The organism is Kitasatospora sp. NPDC089913 (assembly GCF_044748625.1).
Lineage (GTDB): Bacteria > Actinomycetota > Actinomycetes > Streptomycetales > Streptomycetaceae > Kitasatospora.
The window spans coordinates 54,842-74,883 of record NZ_JBIVGI010000032.1 but is presented as its reverse complement, the minus strand read 5'-3'; the positions used below and the strand labels follow the sequence as shown (position 1 = coordinate 74,883).

18 protein-coding genes are annotated in these 20,042 nt (G+C 73.8%); 16 read left to right on the top strand and 2 right to left on the bottom strand.

The features are described from left to right. Window positions 1–17: 17 nt before the first annotated feature. From ACIPYS_RS34170 to mutM, 8 genes are all read left to right on the top strand, one after another. Complete coding sequence (locus ACIPYS_RS34170) at window positions 18–551, top strand: hypothetical protein (protein ID WP_030396714.1); 534 nt, start codon at window positions 18–20, stop codon at window positions 549–551. Between the two features lie 128 nt (window positions 552–679). After that, entirely contained in the window at window positions 680–1,264 is a 585-nt protein-coding gene (gene rsmD / locus ACIPYS_RS34165; RefSeq protein WP_045941253.1) for a 16S rRNA (guanine(966)-N(2))-methyltransferase RsmD, read from the top strand. Window positions 1,265–1,315: 51 nt separating this feature from the next. Further along, complete coding sequence (coaD, locus tag ACIPYS_RS34160) at window positions 1,316–1,807, top strand: pantetheine-phosphate adenylyltransferase (protein WP_093860399.1); 492 nt, start codon at window positions 1,316–1,318, stop codon at window positions 1,805–1,807. Between the two features lie 227 nt (window positions 1,808–2,034). Then, entirely contained in the window at window positions 2,035–3,228 is a 1,194-nt protein-coding gene (locus tag ACIPYS_RS34155) for a cell division initiation protein (RefSeq protein WP_400753562.1), read from the top strand. A gap of 171 nt (window positions 3,229–3,399) precedes the next feature. Next, the gene (locus ACIPYS_RS34150) at window positions 3,400–4,044 is read left to right on the top strand and encodes a DUF177 domain-containing protein (protein WP_093860397.1); all 645 of its coding nucleotides are present in this window, start codon (window positions 3,400–3,402) and stop codon (window positions 4,042–4,044) included. A gap of 2 nt (window positions 4,045–4,046) precedes the next feature. After that, window positions 4,047–4,220, top strand: coding sequence for a 50S ribosomal protein L32 (gene rpmF / locus ACIPYS_RS34145; RefSeq protein ID WP_030056747.1), 174 nt, complete (start codon window positions 4,047–4,049; stop codon window positions 4,218–4,220). A gap of 20 nt (window positions 4,221–4,240) precedes the next feature. Beyond that, the gene (gene rnc / locus ACIPYS_RS34140) at window positions 4,241–5,029 is read left to right on the top strand and encodes a ribonuclease III (protein ID WP_093860396.1); all 789 of its coding nucleotides are present in this window, start codon (window positions 4,241–4,243) and stop codon (window positions 5,027–5,029) included. Between the two features lie 57 nt (window positions 5,030–5,086). Then, window positions 5,087–5,965, top strand: coding sequence for a bifunctional DNA-formamidopyrimidine glycosylase/DNA-(apurinic or apyrimidinic site) lyase (gene mutM / locus ACIPYS_RS34135; protein WP_093860395.1), 879 nt, complete (start codon window positions 5,087–5,089; stop codon window positions 5,963–5,965). Between the two features lie 83 nt (window positions 5,966–6,048). Here mutM and ACIPYS_RS34130 read toward each other — a convergent pair whose 3' ends face one another. Beyond that, window positions 6,049–6,972 (bottom strand): hypothetical protein, encoded by a 924-nt coding sequence (locus tag ACIPYS_RS34130; RefSeq protein WP_400753556.1) that lies wholly within the window; start codon window positions 6,970–6,972, stop codon window positions 6,049–6,051. 310 nt (window positions 6,973–7,282) lie between these two features. Here ACIPYS_RS34130 and ACIPYS_RS34125 point away from each other — a divergent pair, with 310 nt between their 5' ends. From ACIPYS_RS34125 to ftsY, 5 genes are all read left to right on the top strand, one after another. Further along, window positions 7,283–8,647, top strand: coding sequence for a hypothetical protein (locus tag ACIPYS_RS34125; protein ID WP_400753553.1), 1,365 nt, complete (start codon window positions 7,283–7,285; stop codon window positions 8,645–8,647). A 123-nt stretch (window positions 8,648–8,770) separates the two neighbouring features. Then, complete coding sequence (locus tag ACIPYS_RS34120) at window positions 8,771–9,070, top strand: acylphosphatase (protein ID WP_093860392.1); 300 nt, start codon at window positions 8,771–8,773, stop codon at window positions 9,068–9,070. A gap of 413 nt (window positions 9,071–9,483) precedes the next feature. After that, complete coding sequence (locus ACIPYS_RS34115; RefSeq protein ID WP_093860391.1) at window positions 9,484–9,687, top strand: hypothetical protein; 204 nt, start codon at window positions 9,484–9,486, stop codon at window positions 9,685–9,687. A gap of 198 nt (window positions 9,688–9,885) precedes the next feature. Further along, window positions 9,886–13,512 carry a chromosome segregation protein SMC gene (gene smc / locus ACIPYS_RS34110; RefSeq protein ID WP_400753548.1) on the top strand — a complete coding sequence of 1,209 codons (3,627 nt, stop codon included), beginning with the start codon at window positions 9,886–9,888 and terminating at the stop codon, window positions 13,510–13,512. Window positions 13,513–13,667: 155 nt separating this feature from the next. Continuing rightward, window positions 13,668–14,864 carry a signal recognition particle-docking protein FtsY gene (gene ftsY / locus ACIPYS_RS34105; protein ID WP_093860389.1) on the top strand — a complete coding sequence of 399 codons (1,197 nt, stop codon included), beginning with the start codon at window positions 13,668–13,670 and terminating at the stop codon, window positions 14,862–14,864. A 199-nt stretch (window positions 14,865–15,063) separates the two neighbouring features. Here ftsY and ACIPYS_RS34100 read toward each other — a convergent pair whose 3' ends face one another. Continuing rightward, entirely contained in the window at window positions 15,064–15,735 is a 672-nt protein-coding gene (locus ACIPYS_RS34100) for a bifunctional DNA primase/polymerase (RefSeq protein WP_093860388.1), read from the bottom strand. 576 nt (window positions 15,736–16,311) lie between these two features. Here ACIPYS_RS34100 and ACIPYS_RS34095 point away from each other — a divergent pair. The 3 genes from ACIPYS_RS34095 (at window position 16,312) to ACIPYS_RS34085 (ending at window position 19,943) form a co-directional block, all read left to right on the top strand. Beyond that, window positions 16,312–17,766: a hypothetical protein gene (locus tag ACIPYS_RS34095; RefSeq protein ID WP_030396728.1), complete on the top strand. Its 1,455-nt coding sequence runs from the start codon at window positions 16,312–16,314 to the stop codon at window positions 17,764–17,766. A gap of 468 nt (window positions 17,767–18,234) precedes the next feature. Further along, window positions 18,235–19,608 carry an ammonium transporter gene (locus tag ACIPYS_RS34090; protein WP_400753543.1) on the top strand — a complete coding sequence of 458 codons (1,374 nt, stop codon included), beginning with the start codon at window positions 18,235–18,237 and terminating at the stop codon, window positions 19,606–19,608. Next, on the top strand, window positions 19,605–19,943 hold the full coding sequence (locus ACIPYS_RS34085; protein WP_093860386.1) for a P-II family nitrogen regulator: 339 nt from the start codon (window positions 19,605–19,607) through the stop codon (window positions 19,941–19,943). The genes ACIPYS_RS34090 and ACIPYS_RS34085 overlap by 4 nt, the downstream gene beginning before the upstream one ends. Window positions 19,944–20,042: the final 99 nt, after the last annotated feature.

Below are 20,042 nucleotides of genomic sequence, written 5' to 3'. Positions count from 1 at the left end.
ACTTGGGGGTTTAGCCAATGGCATTCCGTCATCTCAACGAGCTCCCGCTGGGCGACAAGGTCTTCCGGATCGAACTCGCCAGCGACGACGACCGCGAGGTCACCCTCACCCTGGCCGGCTGGCGCGAGGGGGCCGCCGCCACCCCGCTCGCCTCCGGCAAGCTGCGGCTCCCGGTCGAGGACGTCGCCTCGCTGCGGATCGCCCTCAACCGCGCCCTCCGGGCCCTGGCGATCGTCGCCGACGTCTCCGAGCCCATCCCCGACCGCGACGTGCTGCGCGAGCTCTACCCCGGCCACGGCGCCCCCTGGGTGCCGCAGCACGAGGAGGAGCTGGTCCGGCGCTTCCACGAGAGCGAGACCGTCGCCCGGATCGCCGCCCGTTTCGGCCGCACGCCCGATTCCGTCCGCACCAAGCTCCGCGAGCTCGGCCACGACCCGCGCCGTCCCGAGTACTGCCCGCCCGACGGCTGCCTGTCCTGGTCCCGCTACGCCTCGCCGTCGCTGCTCGGCGCGGCCGCCCCGGACCGGGCGGCCGGCTCCGAGGCGAGCTGACCCGACCGGGGGCGGGAACAGGGGGGTAGCGGCGGAGGGGCGTCCCGTGCGGGCGCCCCTTCGGCGTGAGCGGAGGGCGGTGATCGGGATAGCGTGGTCGGGCAGCGACGAAAGGACCCTCCACCACCATGACCCGCGTGATCGCCGGGGCGGCCGGCGGCCGCCGACTGGCCGTACCGCCCGGCCGGGGCACCCGGCCGACCTCCGACAAGGCCCGCGAGGCGATGTTCTCCACCCTGGAGGCGCTGCGCGGCACCCTGCACGGCGCCCGGATGCTGGACCTGTTCGGCGGATCGGGCGCGGTCGGCCTGGAGGCGCTCTCGCGCGGCGCGGCACACGTCCTGCTGGTCGAGGCGGACGCCCAGGCGGCCCGGGTGATCCGGGAGAACGTCCGGACGGTCGGCCTGCCGGGCGCGCTGGTGCAGGCGGCCAGGGCCGAGAAGGTCGTCGCCGGGCCGGCCCCGGAGGAGCCGTACGACCTGGTCTTCCTCGACCCGCCGTACGTGGTGACCGACGACGAGGTCCGGGAGATGCTGATCACACTGTCGGCCGGGGGCTGGCTCGCGGAGGACGTACTCGTCACCGTGGAGCGCAGCACCCGCGGTGGCGCGTTCGGCTGGCCGGAGGGTTTCGAGGAGCTGCGCTCCCGTCGCTACGGCGAGGGCACGCTCTGGTACGGTCGCGCCGCCGACGAGACCCGCGACCACCCCTAGCGGGCCCGGGCCCGCAGCATTCACGTCACCCCACGAGGGAGCACACACGCCATGCGCCGCGCCGTCTGCCCCGGGTCCTTCGACCCGATCACCAACGGTCACCTCGACATCATCGAGCGGGCCTCGAAGCTGTACGACGTGGTGCACGTCGCGGTCGCGATCAACCGCAACAAGCAGGGCATGTTCTCCATCGAGGAGCGGATCGCGCTGATCGAGGAGACCACCGCCCAGTACGGGAACATCGTGGTCGAGTCGCACCTCGGCCTGCTGGTGGACTTCTGCCGGGAGCGGGACATCCCGGCCATCGTCAAGGGCCTGCGGGCGGTCAGCGACTTCGACTACGAGCTGCAGATGGCTCAGATGAACCACGGTCTGACCGGTGTCGAGACGCTCTTCGTACCGACCTCGCCGACGTACAGCTTCCTCTCCTCGACCCTGGTGAAGGAGGTCGCCTCCTACGGCGGCGACGTCTCGCACCTGCTCCCGGAGACGGTGCACCGCCGGCTGGTCGAGCGGATCGCCGAGCGGCGCGCCGAGCGGTAGGGAGCGGCCCGGCGGACGGCGGGCGGTGACCGGTCCGCAGTGACCGGCCGTCCGTTTCTGCCGGTTCGTCACGGTATGCCCGGCAGAGGGGTGAGGCAGCCCGGTCCGGCCGTTGTGAGCTCGCCCGGCGCTGGCCGTACAGTCTGTATTCCTGCCCTGCGGTGACGTCCACCGCGCCGGGCGCTGCCTCCGCCGGACCTCGGCGGCACACGGAAAGACGAATCCCCGTGGACGTGCAGAACAAGGTCGACGAGATCGTGGCGGCCGTCGAGAACGCCCGCTCGATGCCCATGTCGGCCTCCTGCGTGGTGAACCGTGCCGAGCTGATCAGTCTGCTCCAGGAGCTCAGGTCGGCCCTGCCGGCCGAGCTGGCCCAGGCCCGGTCGGTGGTGGCCGACCACGACTCGATGGTCGCCGGCGCCCAGGCCGAGGCCGACCGGATCATCCAGGGCGCGCACGCCGAGCGCGGTTCGCTGATCTCCGACACCGAGGTGGTCCGGCGAGCCCAGTCCGAGGCGGACCGGATCCTCGCCGAGGCCCGCGCCGAGGTCGACACCAAGCGCACCGAGGCCGACGACTACGTGGACAGCAAGCTGGCCAACTTCGAGGTCGTGCTCACCAAGACGCTCGGAGCGGTCGGCCGCGGCCGCACCAAGCTGCGCGGCGACGGCAGTGTCTTCGAGGTCGAGTACGAGGCCGAGACCGACGGCGAGGAGTTCCGGCCGCAGCGGATCAGCCCCAGCCCCGAGGTCGACGAGTACGTCGATGTGAAGCTCGCCACCCTGGAGAACGTGCTCAGCGCGACCCTGGAGGCGGTCGGCAAGGGCCGCGACAAGCTGCTCGGCAAGCGGCCGATCGACGAGCTGGGCGCCTACCTGGCCGCCGCCGACGAGGCGCAGCAGGCCAAGGAGCGCGCCGAGGCGGTCGCGGCGGGCTTCGCCGGGGAGGCGGACGGCAGCGAGCTGGCCTGGTACCGCGAGGAGGTGCCGCAGCAGCAGACCTGGCCGGAGCAGACCCCGGCCGCGGCCGGCTGGCAGGCGCCGGGCGCGGACCAGTACGCGGTGGCCCAGCAGGGCGGCGCCCAGTACGCCGAGGTATACGGCGGCGGCTTCGATCCGGCCGCCGGCCAGGGCGCGGACCCCTACGGCGGCCAGTGGGGCCACCAGGGCCCGGAGACCGGCGGGTACCAGCAGCAGCACCAGGGCTACCCCGACGCCCAGCAGGCCGGCTACGGGTACCCGGCCCAGCAGCAGGGCTACGAGCAGCAGCAGTACGGCGGGGGCGGTTACGACTACCCGCAGCAGCCGGGCAACCCGCCGGCGCCGGTGCCGCAGCAGAACCAGGCCGGACTGGACGAGACCAGCTTCTTCGACACCAGCATGATCGACATGACCCGGCTGCGGGAGCTCGGCGGCCGGTAGCACGGTGCGCGCCCGGCTCCCGGCCCCCGCGGCCGGGAGCGAAGTTGGGCCTGGCGGGAGACTCGGGTAGTCTGACCACTCCGGCCTCTCCGTGTCGGGCCGCAGGTCTGCCCGCGAACCGCCCGACGAGCAGCGCCGCGCACCAGATCCCCCTCAGGAAGTCAGGACATCTTGAACCGCCTCGACCACCGCGACCCCCTCGTGTTCGACACGCACGAGCTGGGCCGTCGTCCGGGTGCGCTGCGCAAGGTGTCCCGCACCCTGGAGGCCCCCGAGGGCCTGGGGATCATCGATGTGATCGGCGTTCCGGAGAAGAGCGGGATCGAGCTGGAGCTCCGCCTGGAGTCCGTGGTCGAGGGCGTGCTGGTCACCGGCACCGCCGGGACCGTGGTCGAGGGCGAGTGCGTCCGGTGCCTGGAGCCGGTCGAGTTCGACCTCGACGTGGACTTCCAGGAGCTGTACTACTACCCGGAGTCCGACGAGCGCCACCGCGCCCGGACCTCCGGGGCCGAGGACCTCGACGAGGACTCGGAAGACGAGACTTACCGCCTGGAGGGCGATTTCTTCGACCTCCAGCCGGTGCTGCGTGACGCGGTGGTGCTCGCACTGCCGCTGCAGCCGGTGTGCCAGGAAGACTGCCTGGGCCTGTGCTCCGAGTGCGGAGCGCGCCTGAGCGACGACCCGGCGCACCACCACGATGCCGCCGACCCCCGGTGGGCGGCTCTGCAGGGACTCTCCGCCGCCCCCGGCGACGAGGGTGACGGAACCAAGAACAGCGGTACCCGTGAGGGTCTCGCCGAGAACCAGGAGAAGTAGCCGTGGCTGTTCCGAAGCGGAAGATGTCGCGCAGCAACACGCGCCACCGCCGTTCCAACTGGAAGGCCGTTGTCCCGGCCCTCGTGGCGTGCGACCGCTGCCACGAGCCGAAGCTGGGCCACATCGCGTGCCCCAGCTGCGGCACGTACAACCGTCGCCAGGTCCTCTCGGTCTGATCGGCGGGGTGTACGGATCGATGTCGGACGGTAACTCTTCCCGCAAGGCGACCAGCGCACCGAAGTCTCCTTCGGGCGGTGGGAAGGCCGGCGGGCCGGCTTCGACCGAATACGACGTCCTGGAAGGGCGCCTCGGGTACACGCTCGAGCGCGCCCTTCTGGTGCGTGCCCTGACCCACCGCTCGTACGCGTACGAGAACGGTGGCCTGCCCACCAACGAGCGCCTGGAGTTCCTCGGCGACTCGGTGCTGGGCCTCGTGGTGACCGACACCCTCTACCGCGTCCACCCGGACGTCCCCGAGGGCACGCTCGCCAAGCTGCGCGCCGCGGTGGTCAACTCGCGCGCGCTCGCCGATGTCGGCCGGGGTCTGGACCTCGGTGTGTTCATCCGGCTCGGCAAGGGCGAGGAGGGCACCGGCGGCCGCGACAAGTCGTCGATCCTCGCCGACACGGTCGAGGCGGTCATCGGCGCGGTCTACCTGGACCAGGGCCTGGACGCCGCCACCGAGTTCGTCCACCGCCTGTTCGACCCGCTGATCGAGGAGTCCTCTCAGCTGGGCGCGGGCCTGGACTGGAAGACCAGCCTCCAGGAGCTCACCGCCTCGGTGGGCATCGGAGTGCCCGAGTACGTGGTCGAGGAGTCCGGTCCGGACCACGAGAAGACTTTCACCGCGGCGGCCCGGGTGGCCGGCGAGGACTTCGGCAGCGGCGTCGGCCGCTCCAAGAAGGAAGCCGAGCAGAAGGCCGCCGAGAGCGCTTGGCGCGCGATCAAGGAGAAGCACGCCGACCGGCTGCCGAGCGGCGCCTGAGCACGCAGTAGCCTTCCTCCTGCAGAGCCGAGTCCGTTCCGCAGGAGGCGTGTTCCCGTGCCCGAACTTCCCGAGGTCGAGGTCGTCCGCCGAGGTCTGGCGAACTGGGTCGCCGGGCGGACGGTCGCCGGAGTCGACGTCCTGCACCCGCGCGCGGTCCGCCGCCAGCCGGCCGGTGCGGCGGACTTCGCGGCCCGGCTGACCGGCGCCACCTTCGGCGCCGCGCAGCGCCGGGGCAAGTACCTCTGGGTGCCGCTGGCCGGCCGGGGGCAGGGGTTCTCGATGATCGGCCACCTCGGAATGAGCGGCCAACTGCTCGTCCAGGACCCGGTCGTGCCGGACGAGAAGCATCTGCGGGTCCGGCTCCGGTTCACCGACGGCGGGCGCGAGCTGCGCTTCGTCGACCAGCGGACCTTCGGCGGGCTGGCGGTCGAGGAGGCCGAGGACGACGATCCCGAGGGCACCCCGGTCTCCATCGCGCACATCGCCCGTGACCCGCTCGACGTCCGGTTCGACGACGCGGTCTTCGTCGCGGCGCTGCGCGCCCGGCGCACCACGGTCAAGCGGGCGCTGCTGGACCAGACGCTGATCAGCGGGGTCGGCAACATCTACGCCGACGAGGCGCTGTGGCGCTCCCGGCTGCACTACGACCGGCCCTCCGCGACGCTCACCCGGCCGCAGGCGGCGCTGCTGCTGGCCAACGCCCGCGAGGTGATGACGGCGGCGCTGGCGGTCGGCGGCACCAGCTTCGACAGCCTGTACGTCAACGTGAACGGCGAGAGCGGCTACTTCTCCCGGGACCTGGACGCCTACGGCCGGGAGAACGAGCCCTGCCGCCGTTGCGGCACCGCGATCCGGCGGGCCGCCTGGATGAACCGGTCCAGTTACTTCTGCCCCCGCTGCCAGCGGGTGCCGCGGCTGCGCGACGGGGGCTGATCCGGCGGTCGCCGGACGGGAGGGAGACGGCAGAGGGGGGGGGGGGCCCCCCCCCCCCCCCCGCCCCTCTCCCGGTTCCGGCCTCAGCGGTCGGCGAGTTCGGGCCGGGCCGGTTCGCCGTCGGGGAGGCCGCCGTGGGTGTCCTGGCCGAAGTAGGCGACACCGACCGCCGAGACCACCGCCAGCACGAAGCCGGCCACGCCGAGCCAGCCCAGCCCGGCCTTGGTGGAGTCGCCGAGCCACAGCACGCCGACCGCGCCCGGCAGCACCGTCTCACCGACCACCAGGGCGGCCGTGGCGCCGTTCACCGAACCGATCTGCAGGGCCACGGTGTGCACGTACATACCGCCGATACCGCCGACCAGGATCGCGTACAGCGCCGGGTCGGAGAGCAGGCTGCCGAGGTCGAAGGGCTCGACCCCGTTCAGGATCCGCACGCCGACGCCGAGCGCGCCGAAGCCGAGGCCGGAGAGCAGACCGGCCACGATCGCGCCGTTGGCGCCCATCCGGCGCACCAGCAGCGCGCCGCCCACCAGCAGCACGGTGGTGACCACCAGCAGCCACCAGTGGAAGGACATCTCGGCGTGGTGCCCGCCCTCCGGGCCGGCCGAGACGGCGAGCAGGACCAGCGCCGAGCAGAGCACGCCGATCGAGGCCCACTCCAGCTGCTTGAGCCGGATGCCGAGCAGCTTGATCGACAGCACCGCGGTGATCACCAGGTTGGCGCTGATGATGGTCTGGGAGAGGAAGAGCGGCAGCAGCCGGGCGGCCAGTGCGCCGAGCCCGAAGCCGATGAAGTCCAGCACCGTGCCGAGGATGAACTCCCAGGTCACAGCGGCCTTGGCGGTGGAGGAGAGGCTCGGCCCGCCGTGCGCGGTGGTGCCGGTGGCGTCGCCGCCCTTGGCGGCCTCCTCGCGGGCGGAGCGCCGGGACCCCACGGCCTGCAGGACCGAACCGGTGCCGTAGCAGGCGGAGGCCGCCACAGCGGTGACGAGGCCGATGATCACACGTGCTCCGATCAGGAGGGGTGGGGCAGGACGGTCGGGAGGTGGTCATGGGGTGACCGTTCGGCCACCACTATGCCTGGTCGCGCGGCGCGGTCGGGACGCTCCGGGACGGGCTCCGCGCCCGCCGGGACACGCCGGTGGTACGACCGGGCCGGTGGCCGGGTTCCCGCCGGTGCCGCGGTTCCGGGGCGGCCGCGGAAAGATCATCCCGTGGAAGGGGGCCCACCCCGGCGGACGGTGGGGGTGCCGGGCCGCCCCGTACCCGGCCGGTATGCCCGGTCGGGGGACCGGTCGCGGTAGCGTCGGTGCCATGAGAACCCTTGCTCGACGACGTTCCCGGGGCGCCGGGCCGCTGGCCCTGGTGGCGGCGCTGCTCGGGCTGCTGCTCCTGCTGGCGCCGGCCGCCTCGGCGGCGGGCGGCCTCGACGATGCGGCCGCCGCGCTCAAGCAGGGCCGGGTGTACGTCGACCCGGCGATGGCGGGCCGGTTCGGCCAGGGCCAGGCCGACGCGCTGACCGAGAAGATCCGCAAGGCGGACAAGCCGATCTTCGTGGCGGTGGTCCCGGCGGCCGACCCGTACGGCGCCTCGACCGTCTTCGACGACCTGCGCACCAAGGTCGGCATCACCGGCGCCTACGCGATCTGGCGCGGCGACCAGTTCCAGGCCCGCTCGGACAAGGGCGCGCTGCCCACCGCCGCCGCCCAGCGGATCGCCGGCGCGGCCTTCCGCGCGCACCCCGGCGACATCGACGCCACCCTCAACGACTTCGTGGACACCGCCGCCCCGCAGGTGAAGGGGCACGGGGTGAACAGCGCGGCGGGCGGTGTCTCCGCCGCCGCGATCGCCGTCCCGCTGGCCCTGCTGGCGCTGGCCGGCACCGGGGTCTTCCTGCTGTTCCGCCGCTCGAAGCGGCGCAAGGAGGAGCAGCGCCGGGCCGAACTGGCCCAGGTCCGCCGGGTGGTGGACGAGGACATCACCGCCTACGGCGAGGAGCTGGACCGACTGGACTTCGTCCCGTCCGCGCCGGACGCCGACGACGTGCAGCGCGGTGACTACACCCACGCGCTGGACTCCTACGAGCGGGCCAAGCTGCTGATGGACGCGGCCAAGGGGCCGGAGGACGTCAAGCCGGTCTCCGAGGCGCTGGAGGACGGCCGGTTCGCGCTGGCCACCCTGGCCGCCCGGCGGGACGGGCACCCGCTGCCCGAGCGGCGTCCCCCGTGCTTCTTCGACCCCCGGCACGGCCCGTCGGTGAAGGATGCCGACTGGGCCCCGGCGGGCGGCGCCGACCGCGCCGTCCCGGTCTGCCGGGCGGACGCGGACCGGCTGGCGGCCGGACAGGACCCGGACATCCGGACCGTGCCGACCGAGCACGGGCCGCAGCCGTACTGGAACGCCGGCCCGGCGTACGGCCCCTGGGCCGGCGGGTACTTCGGCGGCTTCGGCGGCGGTCTGCTGCCCGGTCTGCTGGTCGGCACCATGCTCGGCTCGATGATGGCCACCCCGGCTTACGCGTACGGCCCCGCGGACGCCGGCGCCGGCTACGAGGGCGGGGACCAGTCCGGTGCCGACTTCGACTCCTCCGACTTCGGCGGCGGCTTCGACGGCGGTGGCGGGGACTTCGGCGGCGGTGGCGACTTCGGTGGCGGCGGGGACTTCGGCGGGGGCTTCTGACCCGGCCGCCCCGCGCCGCCCGTTCGCGCCGCCCCCGCCCGGTCCCAGGACCGGGCGGGGGCGGCGTCGTCGTACCGGCTCCGCCGTGACGCGGGCCGCCGCCGCGGCGGATAGGGTCGGGGCATGCACGGTCGCGACGCCCACAGTGACGAGCCGGTCCGCGTCACCGCCTGGGTGCGCGGCAAGGTGCAGCAGGTCGGCTTCCGCTGGTGGACCAGGGCGCGGGCGCTGGAGATCGGACTGACCGGCTACGCCGGCAACCTCGGCGACGGCCGGGTGCAGGTGGTGGCCGAGGGGCTCGCCCCGGACTGCGAGCGACTGCTCGCGCTGCTCAGGGGCCCGGACACGCCCGGCCGGGTCAGCGGGGTGACCGAGATCTGGACCGCCGTCGGACCCGGGTACGGGACCTTCGAGATCCGCTGAGAAACCGCGTCGGCGGAGGCCCGGGCCGGTCGATCGAAAACGATCGTCAACCGGCGGTGTCGTACGGTTGCCATCCGGGCAGACTCGTGGTTGACTCCGCATCGAACGATGATCCACGAGCATGTGGTGGACCCCCCTTCGGAGCCGCCGGGCGTGATGACACCGCCAGGCAGGTGACAGGGGCGCGGTAGCGTGCGGTGATCGTGTTGACCCGTACCGTCTTTGGTGAGACGCTGGAAACCCGCGCACACGACCGCGTTATCCCGGTAGGTGCATGCCCCCGTGAGCCCAGCTCACGGTGGTTGTGCCGTAGTGCCCAGCCAGCACTGCCGGTGCACGCCGCGCGTGCGTCCCCCTTCCCCCTAGACCTGTACCGTTCCGGTTCGGTCACTCAGCGTGGAGGACCATTCATCATGGCAAAGGCGCTTCTCGGGTACGTCGGCGGCCCCGACCCGCGAATGCTCTCCGAGATGCGACGGCTGCAGCAGCGCGTCCAGGATCTCGAAGCCGAGCTCATCAGGATGCAGGCTGTGAACGACGCACTCACCGCTGTCGCCGGCGAGCACTCGTTGCTCAACAGCATCGACCTGGATCAGCGGGAGCCGGCTCTCACCTGAGTCCCGCCCGATCTCCCGGTCGACGCCGCTGTGCACTGAGCCGCCCCGAAAGGGACGCAGCTTGCAAGGGACGCCCCGTGTGGCGTCCCTTCGTCGTGTCCGGCCGCGATCGCCGCAGGTCCCGGAGGGGCGGGCGGATACAGTCGCTCGCGGGGCCCCGCCCAGGGCCCGGCGAGCGAGGGGCGAGGAGAGCGGCGCGTGCACCTGAAGAGTCTGACGCTGCGCGGGTTCAAGTCCTTCGCCTCCGCCACCACCCTGCGCTTCGAGCCCGGCATCACCTGCGTGGTCGGGCCGAACGGCTCCGGCAAGTCCAACGTCGTCGACGCGCTCTCCTGGGTGATGGGCGAGCAGGGCGCCAAGTCGCTGCGCGGCGGCAAGATGGAGGACGTCATCTTCGCCGGGACCAGCGGGCGCGCCCCGCTCGGCCGGGCCGAGGTCAGCCTCACCATCGACAACACCGACGGCGCGCTGCCGATCGAGTACGCCGAAGTGACCATCACCCGGACGATGTTCCGCAACGGCGGCAGCGAGTACGCGCTCAACGGCGACACCTGCCGGCTGCTGGACATCCAGGAACTGCTCTCCGACTCCGGTATCGGCCGCGAGATGCACGTCATCGTCGGGCAGGGCCGGCTCGACTCCGTCCTGCAGGCCGACCCGATGGGCCGGCGCGCCTTCATCGAGGAGGCGGCCGGCGTCCTCAAGCACCGCAAGCGCAAGGAGAAGGCGCTGCGGAAGCTCGACGCGATGCAGGTCAACCTCAACCGGGTCCAGGACCTGGTGGCCGAACTCCGGCGCCAGCTCGGCCCGCTCGGCCGACAGGCCCGGATCGCCCGCCGGGCCGCCGGGATCCAGGCCGACCTGCGCGACGCCCGGCTGCGGCTGCTCGCCGACGACCTGCTCGCCCTGCGCCGGGCGGTCGAGGCGGAGATCGCCGACGAACTGGCCCTGCGGCTGCGCCGTTCCACCGTCGAGCAGGAACTCGGCCGGGCGATCCAGCGCGAGGCCGTGCTGGAGGCGCAGGTCCAGCAGCTCGGCCCCGGCCTGGAGGCCGCCCGGCAGACCTGGTACCGGCTCTCCGCCCTCGCCGAACGCACCCGCGGCACCGTCGGACTGGCCGGGGCGAAGGCCCGGCACGCGGCCGCCGACGGGCAGCCCGAGGAGCGGCGCGGCCGGGACCCGGAGGAGCTCGAGCGCGAGGCCGGGCGGGTCAGGGAGGAGGAGGCCGCGCTGGCCGAGGCCCTGGAACAGGCCCGGGAGGCGCTGGACGAGGCGGTCGACACCAAGGCCGGACTGGAGCGCGACCTGGCCGCCGAGGAACGCCGGCTCAAGGACGCCGCCCGGGCCATCGCCGACCGCCGCGAGGGACTCGCCCGGCTCCAGGGGCAGGCCGCCGCCGCCCGCTCCAAGGCCGCCGCGGCCGAGGCCGAGATCGGCCGGCTCGCCGAGGCCCGGGACGAGGCGCTGCAACGCGCCGGGGCGGCCCAGGAGGAGTACGAGGAACTGAGGGCCAGGGTCGACGCCGAGGCCGAGGACGGCGAACGGGCCGACACCGCGTACGAGGAGGCCGGGGAACTGCTCGCCGCCGTCGAGCGCGAGCTCGCCGTGGCGCGTGAGGAGGCCGCCGTCGCCGAGCGCGAGCGGGCCGCGCTGACCGCCCGGCACGACGCGCTCGCGCTCGGCCTGCGCCGCAAGGACGGCAGCGGCGCGCTGCTCGCCGCCGGGGACCGGCTCACCGGACTGCTCGGCCCGGCCGCCGGACTGCTGAGGATCGCCCCGGGCCACGAGACCGCCGTCGCGGCCGCGCTCGGCGCCGCCGCCGACGCGGTGGCCGTCGACTCGCCCGGCGCCGCCGCCGAGGCGCTGCGGCTGCTGCGCGAGCAGGACGCCGGCCGGGCCGCGCTGCTGATCGCCGGCGCCCCCCGGTCCGGAGCCGGGGCGGGGGAGTCGCCGGCGGGGGAGTTGCCGCCCGGCGCCCGCTGGGCCGTGGACCTGGTCGACGGGCCGCCCGGGCTGATGCCCGCCGTCGGCCTCCTGCTGGCCGGGATCGCCGTGGTGGACACGCTCGACCGGGCGCTCCGGCTGGTCGCCGCGCACCCCGCGCTGAGCGCGGTCACCGCCGAGGGCGACCGGCTCGGCGCCGCCTTCGCCCACGGTGGCTCCGGCGCCGCGCCCAGCCTGCTGGAGACCCGGGCGGCGGTGGACGAGGCCGCCCGGGCGATCGCCGAACTCGACGTCCGCTGCGCCGAGTCGGCCGAACGGCTGGCCGAACTCACCGAACGGCGACGCGAGTCGGCCGCCGCCGCGGAGCAACTCGCCCTCCGGCGCAGGCAGCTGGAGCGCGCGCGGGCCGAGGTGGCGGGCACCCTCGGCCGGCTCGGCGGACAGGCCAGGGCCGCCGCCGGCGAGGCCGAACGGCTGACCGCCGCCGCCGGCCGCGCCGAGGAGGGGCTGGACCGGCTGCTCACCACCGCCGAGGAGCTGGCCGAACGGCTGGCGGTGGCCGAGGAGACCGCCGCCGACGGGGAGGACGAGCCGGACGCCGCCGAGCAGCAGCGGCTGGCCGGGGCCGCAACCTCGGCCCGGGCGACCGAACTGGAGGCCCGGCTCGCGGTGCGCACCCACGAGGAGCGGGTCCGCGCCCTGGCCGGGCGGGCCGACCAGCTGGACCGGGCCGCCCGCGCCGAGCGCGAGGCGCGCACCCGGGCCGCCGAACGCCGCCGCCGGGCCGAGCAGGACGCCGCCGTCGCCGTCGCGGTCGCCGAGGGCGCCCGGCAACTGCTCGCCTGCCTGGAGGTCTCGCTGGCCCGCGCGGACGCCGAACGGGCCGCGATCGAGCAGGCCAGGGCGGCCCGCGAGGCGGAGCTGCGGGAGCACCGCGAGCACGGCCGCGAACTCAAGGACGAGCTGGACAAGTTGGTCGACGCCGGGCACCGCGACGAGGTGCTGCGGGCGGAGAAGCGGCTGCGGATCGAGCAGTTGGAGAGCCGCGCGCTGGAGGAGTTCGGCATCGAGGGCGGCGAACTGCTGGACTCCTACGGGCCCGACCGGCCGGTCCCGCCCTCGGCCCCGGAGGAGGGGCAGGAGCCGGGCGAGCCCCGTCCGTACGTCCGGGCCGAGCAGGAGAAGCGGCTGCGCACGGCCGAGCGGGCGTACCAGCAGCTGGGCAAGGTCAACCCGCTGGCGCTGGAGGAGTTCTCCGCCCTCGAGGAGCGCCACCGGTTCCTCGGCGAGCAGTTGGACGACCTCAAGCGCGGGCGGCGCGATCTGCTGGACATCGTCAAGGACGTCGACCAGCGGGTCGAGCAGCTGTTCACCGCCGCGTACCACGACACCGCCGCGCAGTTCGAGGGCGTGTTCTCCCGGCTGTTCCCGGGCGGCGAGGGGCGGCTGGTGCTGACCGACCCGGACTCCATGCTCACCACCGGGGTCGAGGTGGAGGCCCGCCCGCCCGGCAAGAAGGTCAAGCGGCTCTCGCTGCTCTCCGGCGGCGAGCGCTCGCTCACCGCGGTGGCGCTGCTGGTCTCGATCTTCAAGGCCAGGCCCAGCCCCTTCTACGTGATGGACGAGGTGGAGGCGGCGCTGGACGAGACCAACCTGCGCCGGCTGATCGGGATCATGGAGGAGCTGCGGGAGAGTTCCCAGCTCATCGTGATCACCCACCAGAAGCTGACCATGGAGTCCGCCGACGCGCTCTACGGCGTGACCATGAAGGGCGACGGCATCTCGCAGGTGATCAGCCAGCGGCTGCGGGACGACCGGAAGGAGCCGCGGACCCGCCGCGCGGCCGACCCGGTGGCGGAGCCGGCGGCGGTCCCCTCCTGAGCCGGCTGCGCTCCTGTCCTGAGCCGGCGGTGACCGGCCGGTGATCGGGCGGAGGGGCGCGCGGCGGTCCGTTCCCGGCCCGTTCCCGATCCGTTCCTGATCCGCCCGGCCGCCTGCGGTCCGCGCGGACCGGCGTCACGGATACTGGGGGGGTTATGGAATACGTGATTCTTGCCGTAGTCATCGCGGTGGTCGCCGTCGGCGCGATCGCCGGACTCGTCGTTTCCGGCAGACGACGCCAGCAGCTGCCCCCGAAGTCGCAGGCGCCGGTCATCACGGCGCCCCCGACCCCGCGCGAGCCCGCCGTCGGCGAGGAGGCCGCGCCACCCACCGAGGAACCGCGCCGCACCGTCGAGGAGGTGGAGCTCCCGGCCGCCCCCGAGGAGGAGGCGCCCGCCGAGCCGGCGGCCCCCTCCGTCGAGGTCCCCGAGCCCACCGCCGGCCGCCTGGTCCGGCTGCGCTCGCGGCTCTCCCGCTCGCAGAACTCGCTGGGCAAGGGGCTGCTCTCGCTGCTCTCCCGCGAGCACCTCGACGAGGACACCTGGGAGGAGATCGAGGACACCCTGCTGACCGCCGACGTCGGCGTGGCCCCCACCCAGGAGCTGGTCGAGCGGCTGCGCACCCGGGTGAAGGTGCTCGGCACCCGCAGCCCGGACGAGCTGCGTGCCCTGCTGCGGGAGGAACTGGTCGAGCTGATCGGCAAGGACGCCGACCGCACCGTCCGTTCCACCAAGCACGAGGAGGGCCCCGCGGTCGTCCTCGTGGTCGGCGTCAACGGCGTCGGCAAGACCACCACCACCGGCAAGCTGGCCCGGGTGCTGGTCGCCGACGGCCGCAGCGTGGTGCTCGGCGCGGCCGACACCTTCCGCGCCGCCGCCGCGGACCAGCTGCAGACCTGGGGCGAGCGCGTCGGCGCCCGCACGGTGCGCGGCCCCGAGGGCGGTGACCCGGCCTCGGTCGCCTTCGACGCGGTCAAGGAGGGCATCGCCGAGGGTGTGGACACCGTGCTGGTGGACACCGCCGGCCGCCTGCACACCAAGACCGGTCTGATGGACGAGCTGGGCAAGGTCAAGCGGGTCGTCGAGAAGCACGGCCCGGTGGACGAGGTGCTGCTGGTGCTGGACGCCACCACCGGCCAGAACGGGCTGGTCCAGGCCCGGGTCTTCGCCGAGGTGGTCGACATCACCGGCATCGTGCTGACCAAGCTGGACGGCACCGCCAAGGGCGGCATCGTGATCGCGGTCCAGCGGGAGCTGGGCGTGCCGGTCAAGCTGATCGGTCTGGGCGAGGGCGCCGACGACCTGGCGCCGTTCGAGCCGGGAGCGTTCGTGGACGCGCTGATCGGGGACTGAGGACCGTCGGTCCACCGATGAAGGGTCCGCCCCCGCGAGGGGCGGGCCCTTCGGCGTTCCCGGCCCTGCCCCGAGCGGCCGGCCGGCCCACACACCCGGCCCGCCTGCTTCGACCCCGGACGGCCCGCGCTTCGACCCCGGCCGGCCCCGGACCCGCCCCGGCCGACCCCGGTCCCGCCAGAGCGGGCGAAGATCCGGCTCAGGCGATCCAGGCCGGTTCGGGCGTGCGCTCACGGCCGCGGTGGCAGGCGTAGGCGAGGGTGCCCAGCAGCAGTCGGGCCTCGGGCGGGCAGCCCGCGTTGTCCCGGGTCGGCCGGCGCAGCCAGCGGACCGGGCCGAGGCCGGCCAGCACGGTGGGCGGCGCGGCGACGTAGCTGCCCTCGCCGTGGCAGGTGAGGTCGAGCGCGGCGTCGTCCCAGCCCATCCGGTAGAGCAGGTCCGGCAGCCGGAGCGCGGTACCGGCCGCGACCAGGAACTGCAGCCGTCCGGTGGGCGCGGCGAGCACCGGCCCGACCTGGGTGCCCATCCGCTCCAGCCGGACCAGTGCCTGGAGGCCGGCCTGCTCGGGCACGTCCAGGACGTCGAAGGCGCGGCCGGTGGGGAACAGCACCGAGGCGTCCGCGCCGGGGCCGGCGGCCGGGCCGGCTCCGGGCACGGGGTGCAGGCCGGGGGCGGCGCAGCGCGGGGTGCCGCAGTGGCAGCGCTCCGGGGTGCCGGCGGCGCGGGCCGGCTCGCCGACGACGACGGCCCAGCCCCACCGGCCGGTGTACTCCGCGGCCGCCTGGCTCGTGGTGACGCGGGTGCGACGGCGCGCGCCCAGCGGTGCCAGCCGCAGGCTCCCCAGTCGAAGTTCGCCGAACAGGTTGTCCATGCCTCCCCCAACAGGTTCTGGTTGCCGATGGTTACGGGACGGTGACTTTGTGTTGATTGTCCGTTGCGTGGTGCGTTGTGCGGTGACGGCGCGCAGCGCCCGGTGTGCGCCAGTTGCGAGAGTGTGCCTCGGGCGCCGCCTTGTGGCGGGCGGTACGGATGCCGGATCGTCTTGTGCGCGGGGCGGCCGGTGATCGGTGCGGGTGGCGAAAACCCCTGTGGCGGCGGCGGTTCGCCCGAAGGGCCGGATATCCGTGGGGACTTGGCGGCCCGCATATGCCGGACCGTCGGGACCTCCTAGTGAACCGTCTGTCGACACGCTTCGGTTCACTCCTGGGGGTGGCGAAAGGTGGCGTTTCGCCAGGGCCGCTCCCCGGGGCAGTATGCGGGGCGTTACGTTCAGCACACGGACCTCGTCAGGGGGCCGCTCCGGGCCCTGGGGAGCCGGGAGTTGGGGAACTGACGGTTCGTCTGCGACGGCAGCGCCGCAGTTCGGTCACGGCACGGCTGGCAAGAGCCCGCAACCGTCGGGCGGTCACGATCGGGGCCCCGCGGGGGCCGGGCGGGATGGGGACCCATGGCAGAGAAGCAACCCAACGAGAAGCTGACCACGTGGTTCGCCCGCAGCGGCTGGTCCAAGGGGGAGTTGGCCCGCCAGGTCAACCGCCGGGCCAGGCAGATCGGCGCCCACCACGTTTCCACCGACACCTCGAGGGTGCGCCGCTGGCTGGACGGCGAGCAGCCCAGGGAACCCATCCCCAAGATCATGTCGGAGCTGTTCTCCGAGCGGTTCGGCTCGGTGGTCTCGATCGAGGACCTCGGCCTGCGCGCCGCCGTTCCGGTCTCCACCGTCGGCGGCGGCGTCGACCTGCCGTGGAGCGCCCCGCAGACCGTCCAGTTGATCAGTGACTACTCCCGCAGCGACCTCATGCTCAACCGGCGCGGCTTCCTGGGCACCTCGCTCGCCCTGACCGCCGGCGCCGCCCTGATCGAGCCGATGCAGCGCTGGCTGGCCCCCGGCCCGAACGGCGCCCCGACGCCGATCCTGGCCGCGGCCAACGGCGGAGAGCCGTTCACCGGGCGGCTCTCCGAGCCCGAGCTGGAACTGCTGGAGCAGACCACGGTCATGTTCCGCCAGTGGGACGCCCAGAACGGCGGCGGCCTGCGCCGCAAGGCCGTGGTCGGCCAGCTGCACGAGGTCACCGACCTGCTCCAGGAGACCTACCCGGAGCAGACCACCCGGCGGCTGTTCCGGCTCACGGCCGAGCTCGCCCACCTGGCGGGCTGGATGTCCTACGACGTCGGCATGCACCCGAGCGCGCAGAAGTACTACGTGCTGGCGCTGCACGCCGCCAAGGAGGCCGGGGACCGCCCGTTCGGCGCCCTGATCCTCACCGACATGAGCCGGCAGATGATCCACCTCAACCGGGGCGAGGACGCGCTGGAGCTGATCCACCTCGCCCAGTACGGCAGCCGGGACACCGCCACCCCGCGCCAGCAGTCCCTGCTGTACGCGATGGAGGCGCGCGCGTACGCCACCATCGGCGAGGTGAACCGGTGCGCCCGGGCGGTCCGGCTGGCCGAGGACACCTTCACCGACATCCGGGAGGGCGACGCCGACCCGGACTGGCTGAAGTTCTTCTCGCCGGCCGAGCTGAACGCCGAGAACGCGCACTCCTTCCGCGACCTCGCCTACCACTCCGACAACGGCGCGCTCTACGCCTCGATGTCCGCGCCGGTGATGGAGCGCGCCGTCGACCTGTTCCGGCAGGACGGCGACCACGTCCGCTCCTACGCCTTCAACCTGGTCGGCATGGCCAGCGTGCACCTGCTCCAGAACGAGCCGGAGCAGGCGGCGGTCTTCGCCGAGCAGGCGGTGGACATCGCCACCAAGGTCCGCTCCGAGCGGCTCAACTCCCGGGTGCGCAAGACCACCGAGGCCGCCTCGTCCCGCTACCGGGGCGTGGACGCGGTCAGCCGGCTGAAGGAGCGGGTGGTGCAGGACATCCCGGAGTACGTCTCGGTGGTCTGAGCCGACACCGGTCCGGCCCCGGGTGCCCGCCTCCGACCCAGGCTCGCCCCCGCCCCGCCCCGCGCCGCCCCGCCCACGTGCCCGTGCCGGGCCCGACCCGCCGACCGTGCCGTCCGCCGACGGCACGGTCGGTGTCGTTCGGCGGCGTTCCGCGCCGCTCGGTGTCGTGCGGTGTCGTGCGGTGCCGTGTCGCTCGTGCCGTCCCCGCGCCGTGCCGTGCCGTGTCGTCCCGCTCCGTGCCGCCCCCGGTACACCCCGTGCGGGGCGGCCGTACGGTAACCCCTCGGGCCCCGTGACACGGCCGGGGTTCACGCGGGTGTAACCCCGCCGTCGCCCTCGTCACGGTGGTGAAACAACCGGCGGCATCGGCCGAAACCGGCCTTCGGCACGCTCCTCCTCAACGCCGACGCCCCGGTGCACGGGACAGGAACCCGGGTGCGGATCGGCTTCCAGTCAGGAGGTACGCCGATGCCGGACGGCTTCAGCGCGGGTGACACCGCCTTCGTACTCGTCAGTGCGGCCCTGGTCATGGTGATGACCCCGGGGCTGGCCTTCTTCTACGGGGGGATGGTCCGGGCCAAGAGCACACTGAACATGCTGGCGATGAGCTTCCTCTCGCTGGGCATCGTCAGCGTGCTGTGGGTCCTCTACGGGTACTCGCTCAGCTTCGGGCCCGACGCGGGCGCCGGTCTGATCGGGAACCTGGACTTCCTGGGGATGGACGGCATCGGCCTCGACGACCTCGCCGGGACGATCCCGGTGACGGCCTTCTCCGCCTTCCAGCTGATGTTCGCCGTGATCACTCCGGCCCTGATCAGCGGGGCGGTCGCGGACCGCGCCAAGTTCACCGCCTGGGGCCTGTTCGTGGCGCTCTGGGTCACCGTGGTCTATTTCCCGGTCGCGCACTGGGTGTTCTTCTTCGACGGCGGCAACGGCGGCTGGCTCGGCGACCGCAACGGCGTGATCGACTTCGCCGGCGGGACGGCCGTCCACATCAACGCCGGTGTCGCGGGCCTGGCGCTGTGCCTGGTGCTCGGCCGGCGGATCGGCTTCCGAAAGGACCCGATGCGCCCGCACTCGCTGCCGCTGGTGATGCTCGGCTCCGGGCTGCTGTGGTTCGGCTGGTTCGGCTTCAACGCTGGCTCGGCGCTGGCCGCCAACGGCGTCGCGGCGATGGCGCTGATCAACACCCAGGTCGCCACCGGCGCCGCGCTGATCGGCTGGCTGGTCTACGAGAAGCTGCGGCACGGCGCCTTCACCACCCTGGGTGCCGCGTCCGGCGCGGTGGCCGGCCTGGTGGCCATCACCCCGGCCTGCGGCTCGGTCTCCCCGCTCGGCGCGGTGGCGATCGGACTGGTCGCCGGAGCCGCCTGCGCGGCCGCGATCAGCCTCAAGTACCGCTTCGGCTTCGACGACTCGCTCGACGTGGTCGGCGTGCACGCGGTCGGCGGGGCGATCGGCTCGCTGCTGGTGGGCCTGTTCGCCACCGGGACGGTCGGCCAGAGCGCCAAGGGGCTCTTCTACGGCGGCGGGTTCGAGCAGCTGGGCAAGCAGGCGATGGGCGTGGCGGTCGTCGCGGTCTACTCCTTCGTGCTCTCCTGGCTGCTGGCCAAGGCGATCGACCGGACGATCGGGTTCCGGGTCTCCGAGGAGGTCGAGGTGGCCGGTATCGACCAGGCCGAGCACGCCGAGTCCGCGTACGACTTCAGTGCCCTCGGTTCGGGCCTGGGCCGGTCCTCGGTCGCCCCGGCGCCCGTGACCGCCGTACCCGCCGCCACCGCCACTGCCGCCGCCACCGCCGTGGCCCGGAGCACCGAGAAGACCGAGGTGGACGCCCGATGAAGCTCATCACCGCCGTCATCAAGCCGCACCGCCTGGACGAGGTGAAGGCCGCCCTGCAGTCCTTCGGCGTGCACGGCCTGACCGTCTCCGAGGCGAGCGGCTACGGCCGTCAGCGCGGCCACACCGAGGTCTACCGGGGTGCGGAGTACACCGTGGACCTGGTGCCCAAGGTGAGAGTCGAGGTCCTGGCCGAGGACGAGGACGCCGAGCAGCTCATCGACGTCCTGGTCGAGGCGGCCAGGACCGGGAAGATCGGCGACGGCAAGGTGTGGACCGTCCCGGTCGACACCGCGGTCCGGGTCCGCACCGGCGAACGCGGCCCCGACGCCCTGTAGGGCCTCCCCGGCCGCCCGGCGCCTCTCCGGCGCCCTGCCCGACAGCCCCTTCCGCGGGCCTGCGACCCCCCACGGTCGCAGGCCCGCCGACGGCGTTCC

Excerpts from the sequence above, each read along its gene's own strand:
- ACIPYS_RS34170 (WP_030396714.1), top strand. The coding sequence starts at position 18 with ATGGCATTCCGTCATCTCAACGAGCTCCCGCTGGGCGACAAGGTCTTC.
- rsmD (WP_045941253.1), top strand. The coding sequence starts at position 680 with ATGACCCGCGTGATCGCCGGGGCGGCCGGCGGCCGCCGACTGGCCGTA.
- coaD (WP_093860399.1), top strand. The coding sequence starts at position 1,316 with ATGCGCCGCGCCGTCTGCCCCGGGTCCTTCGACCCGATCACCAACGGT.
- rnc (WP_093860396.1), top strand. The coding sequence starts at position 4,241 with ATGTCGGACGGTAACTCTTCCCGCAAGGCGACCAGCGCACCGAAGTCT.
- ACIPYS_RS34125 (WP_400753553.1), top strand. The coding sequence starts at position 7,283 with ATGAGAACCCTTGCTCGACGACGTTCCCGGGGCGCCGGGCCGCTGGCC.
- ACIPYS_RS34120 (WP_093860392.1), top strand. The coding sequence starts at position 8,771 with ATGCACGGTCGCGACGCCCACAGTGACGAGCCGGTCCGCGTCACCGCC.
- ACIPYS_RS34115 (WP_093860391.1), top strand. The coding sequence starts at position 9,484 with ATGGCAAAGGCGCTTCTCGGGTACGTCGGCGGCCCCGACCCGCGAATG.
- ftsY (WP_093860389.1), top strand. The coding sequence starts at position 13,668 with ATGGAATACGTGATTCTTGCCGTAGTCATCGCGGTGGTCGCCGTCGGC.
- ACIPYS_RS34100 (WP_093860388.1), bottom strand. The coding sequence starts at position 15,735 with ATGGACAACCTGTTCGGCGAACTTCGACTGGGGAGCCTGCGGCTGGCA.
- ACIPYS_RS34095 (WP_030396728.1), top strand. The coding sequence starts at position 16,312 with ATGGCAGAGAAGCAACCCAACGAGAAGCTGACCACGTGGTTCGCCCGC.
- ACIPYS_RS34090 (WP_400753543.1), top strand. The coding sequence starts at position 18,235 with ATGCCGGACGGCTTCAGCGCGGGTGACACCGCCTTCGTACTCGTCAGT.
- ACIPYS_RS34085 (WP_093860386.1), top strand. The coding sequence starts at position 19,605 with ATGAAGCTCATCACCGCCGTCATCAAGCCGCACCGCCTGGACGAGGTG.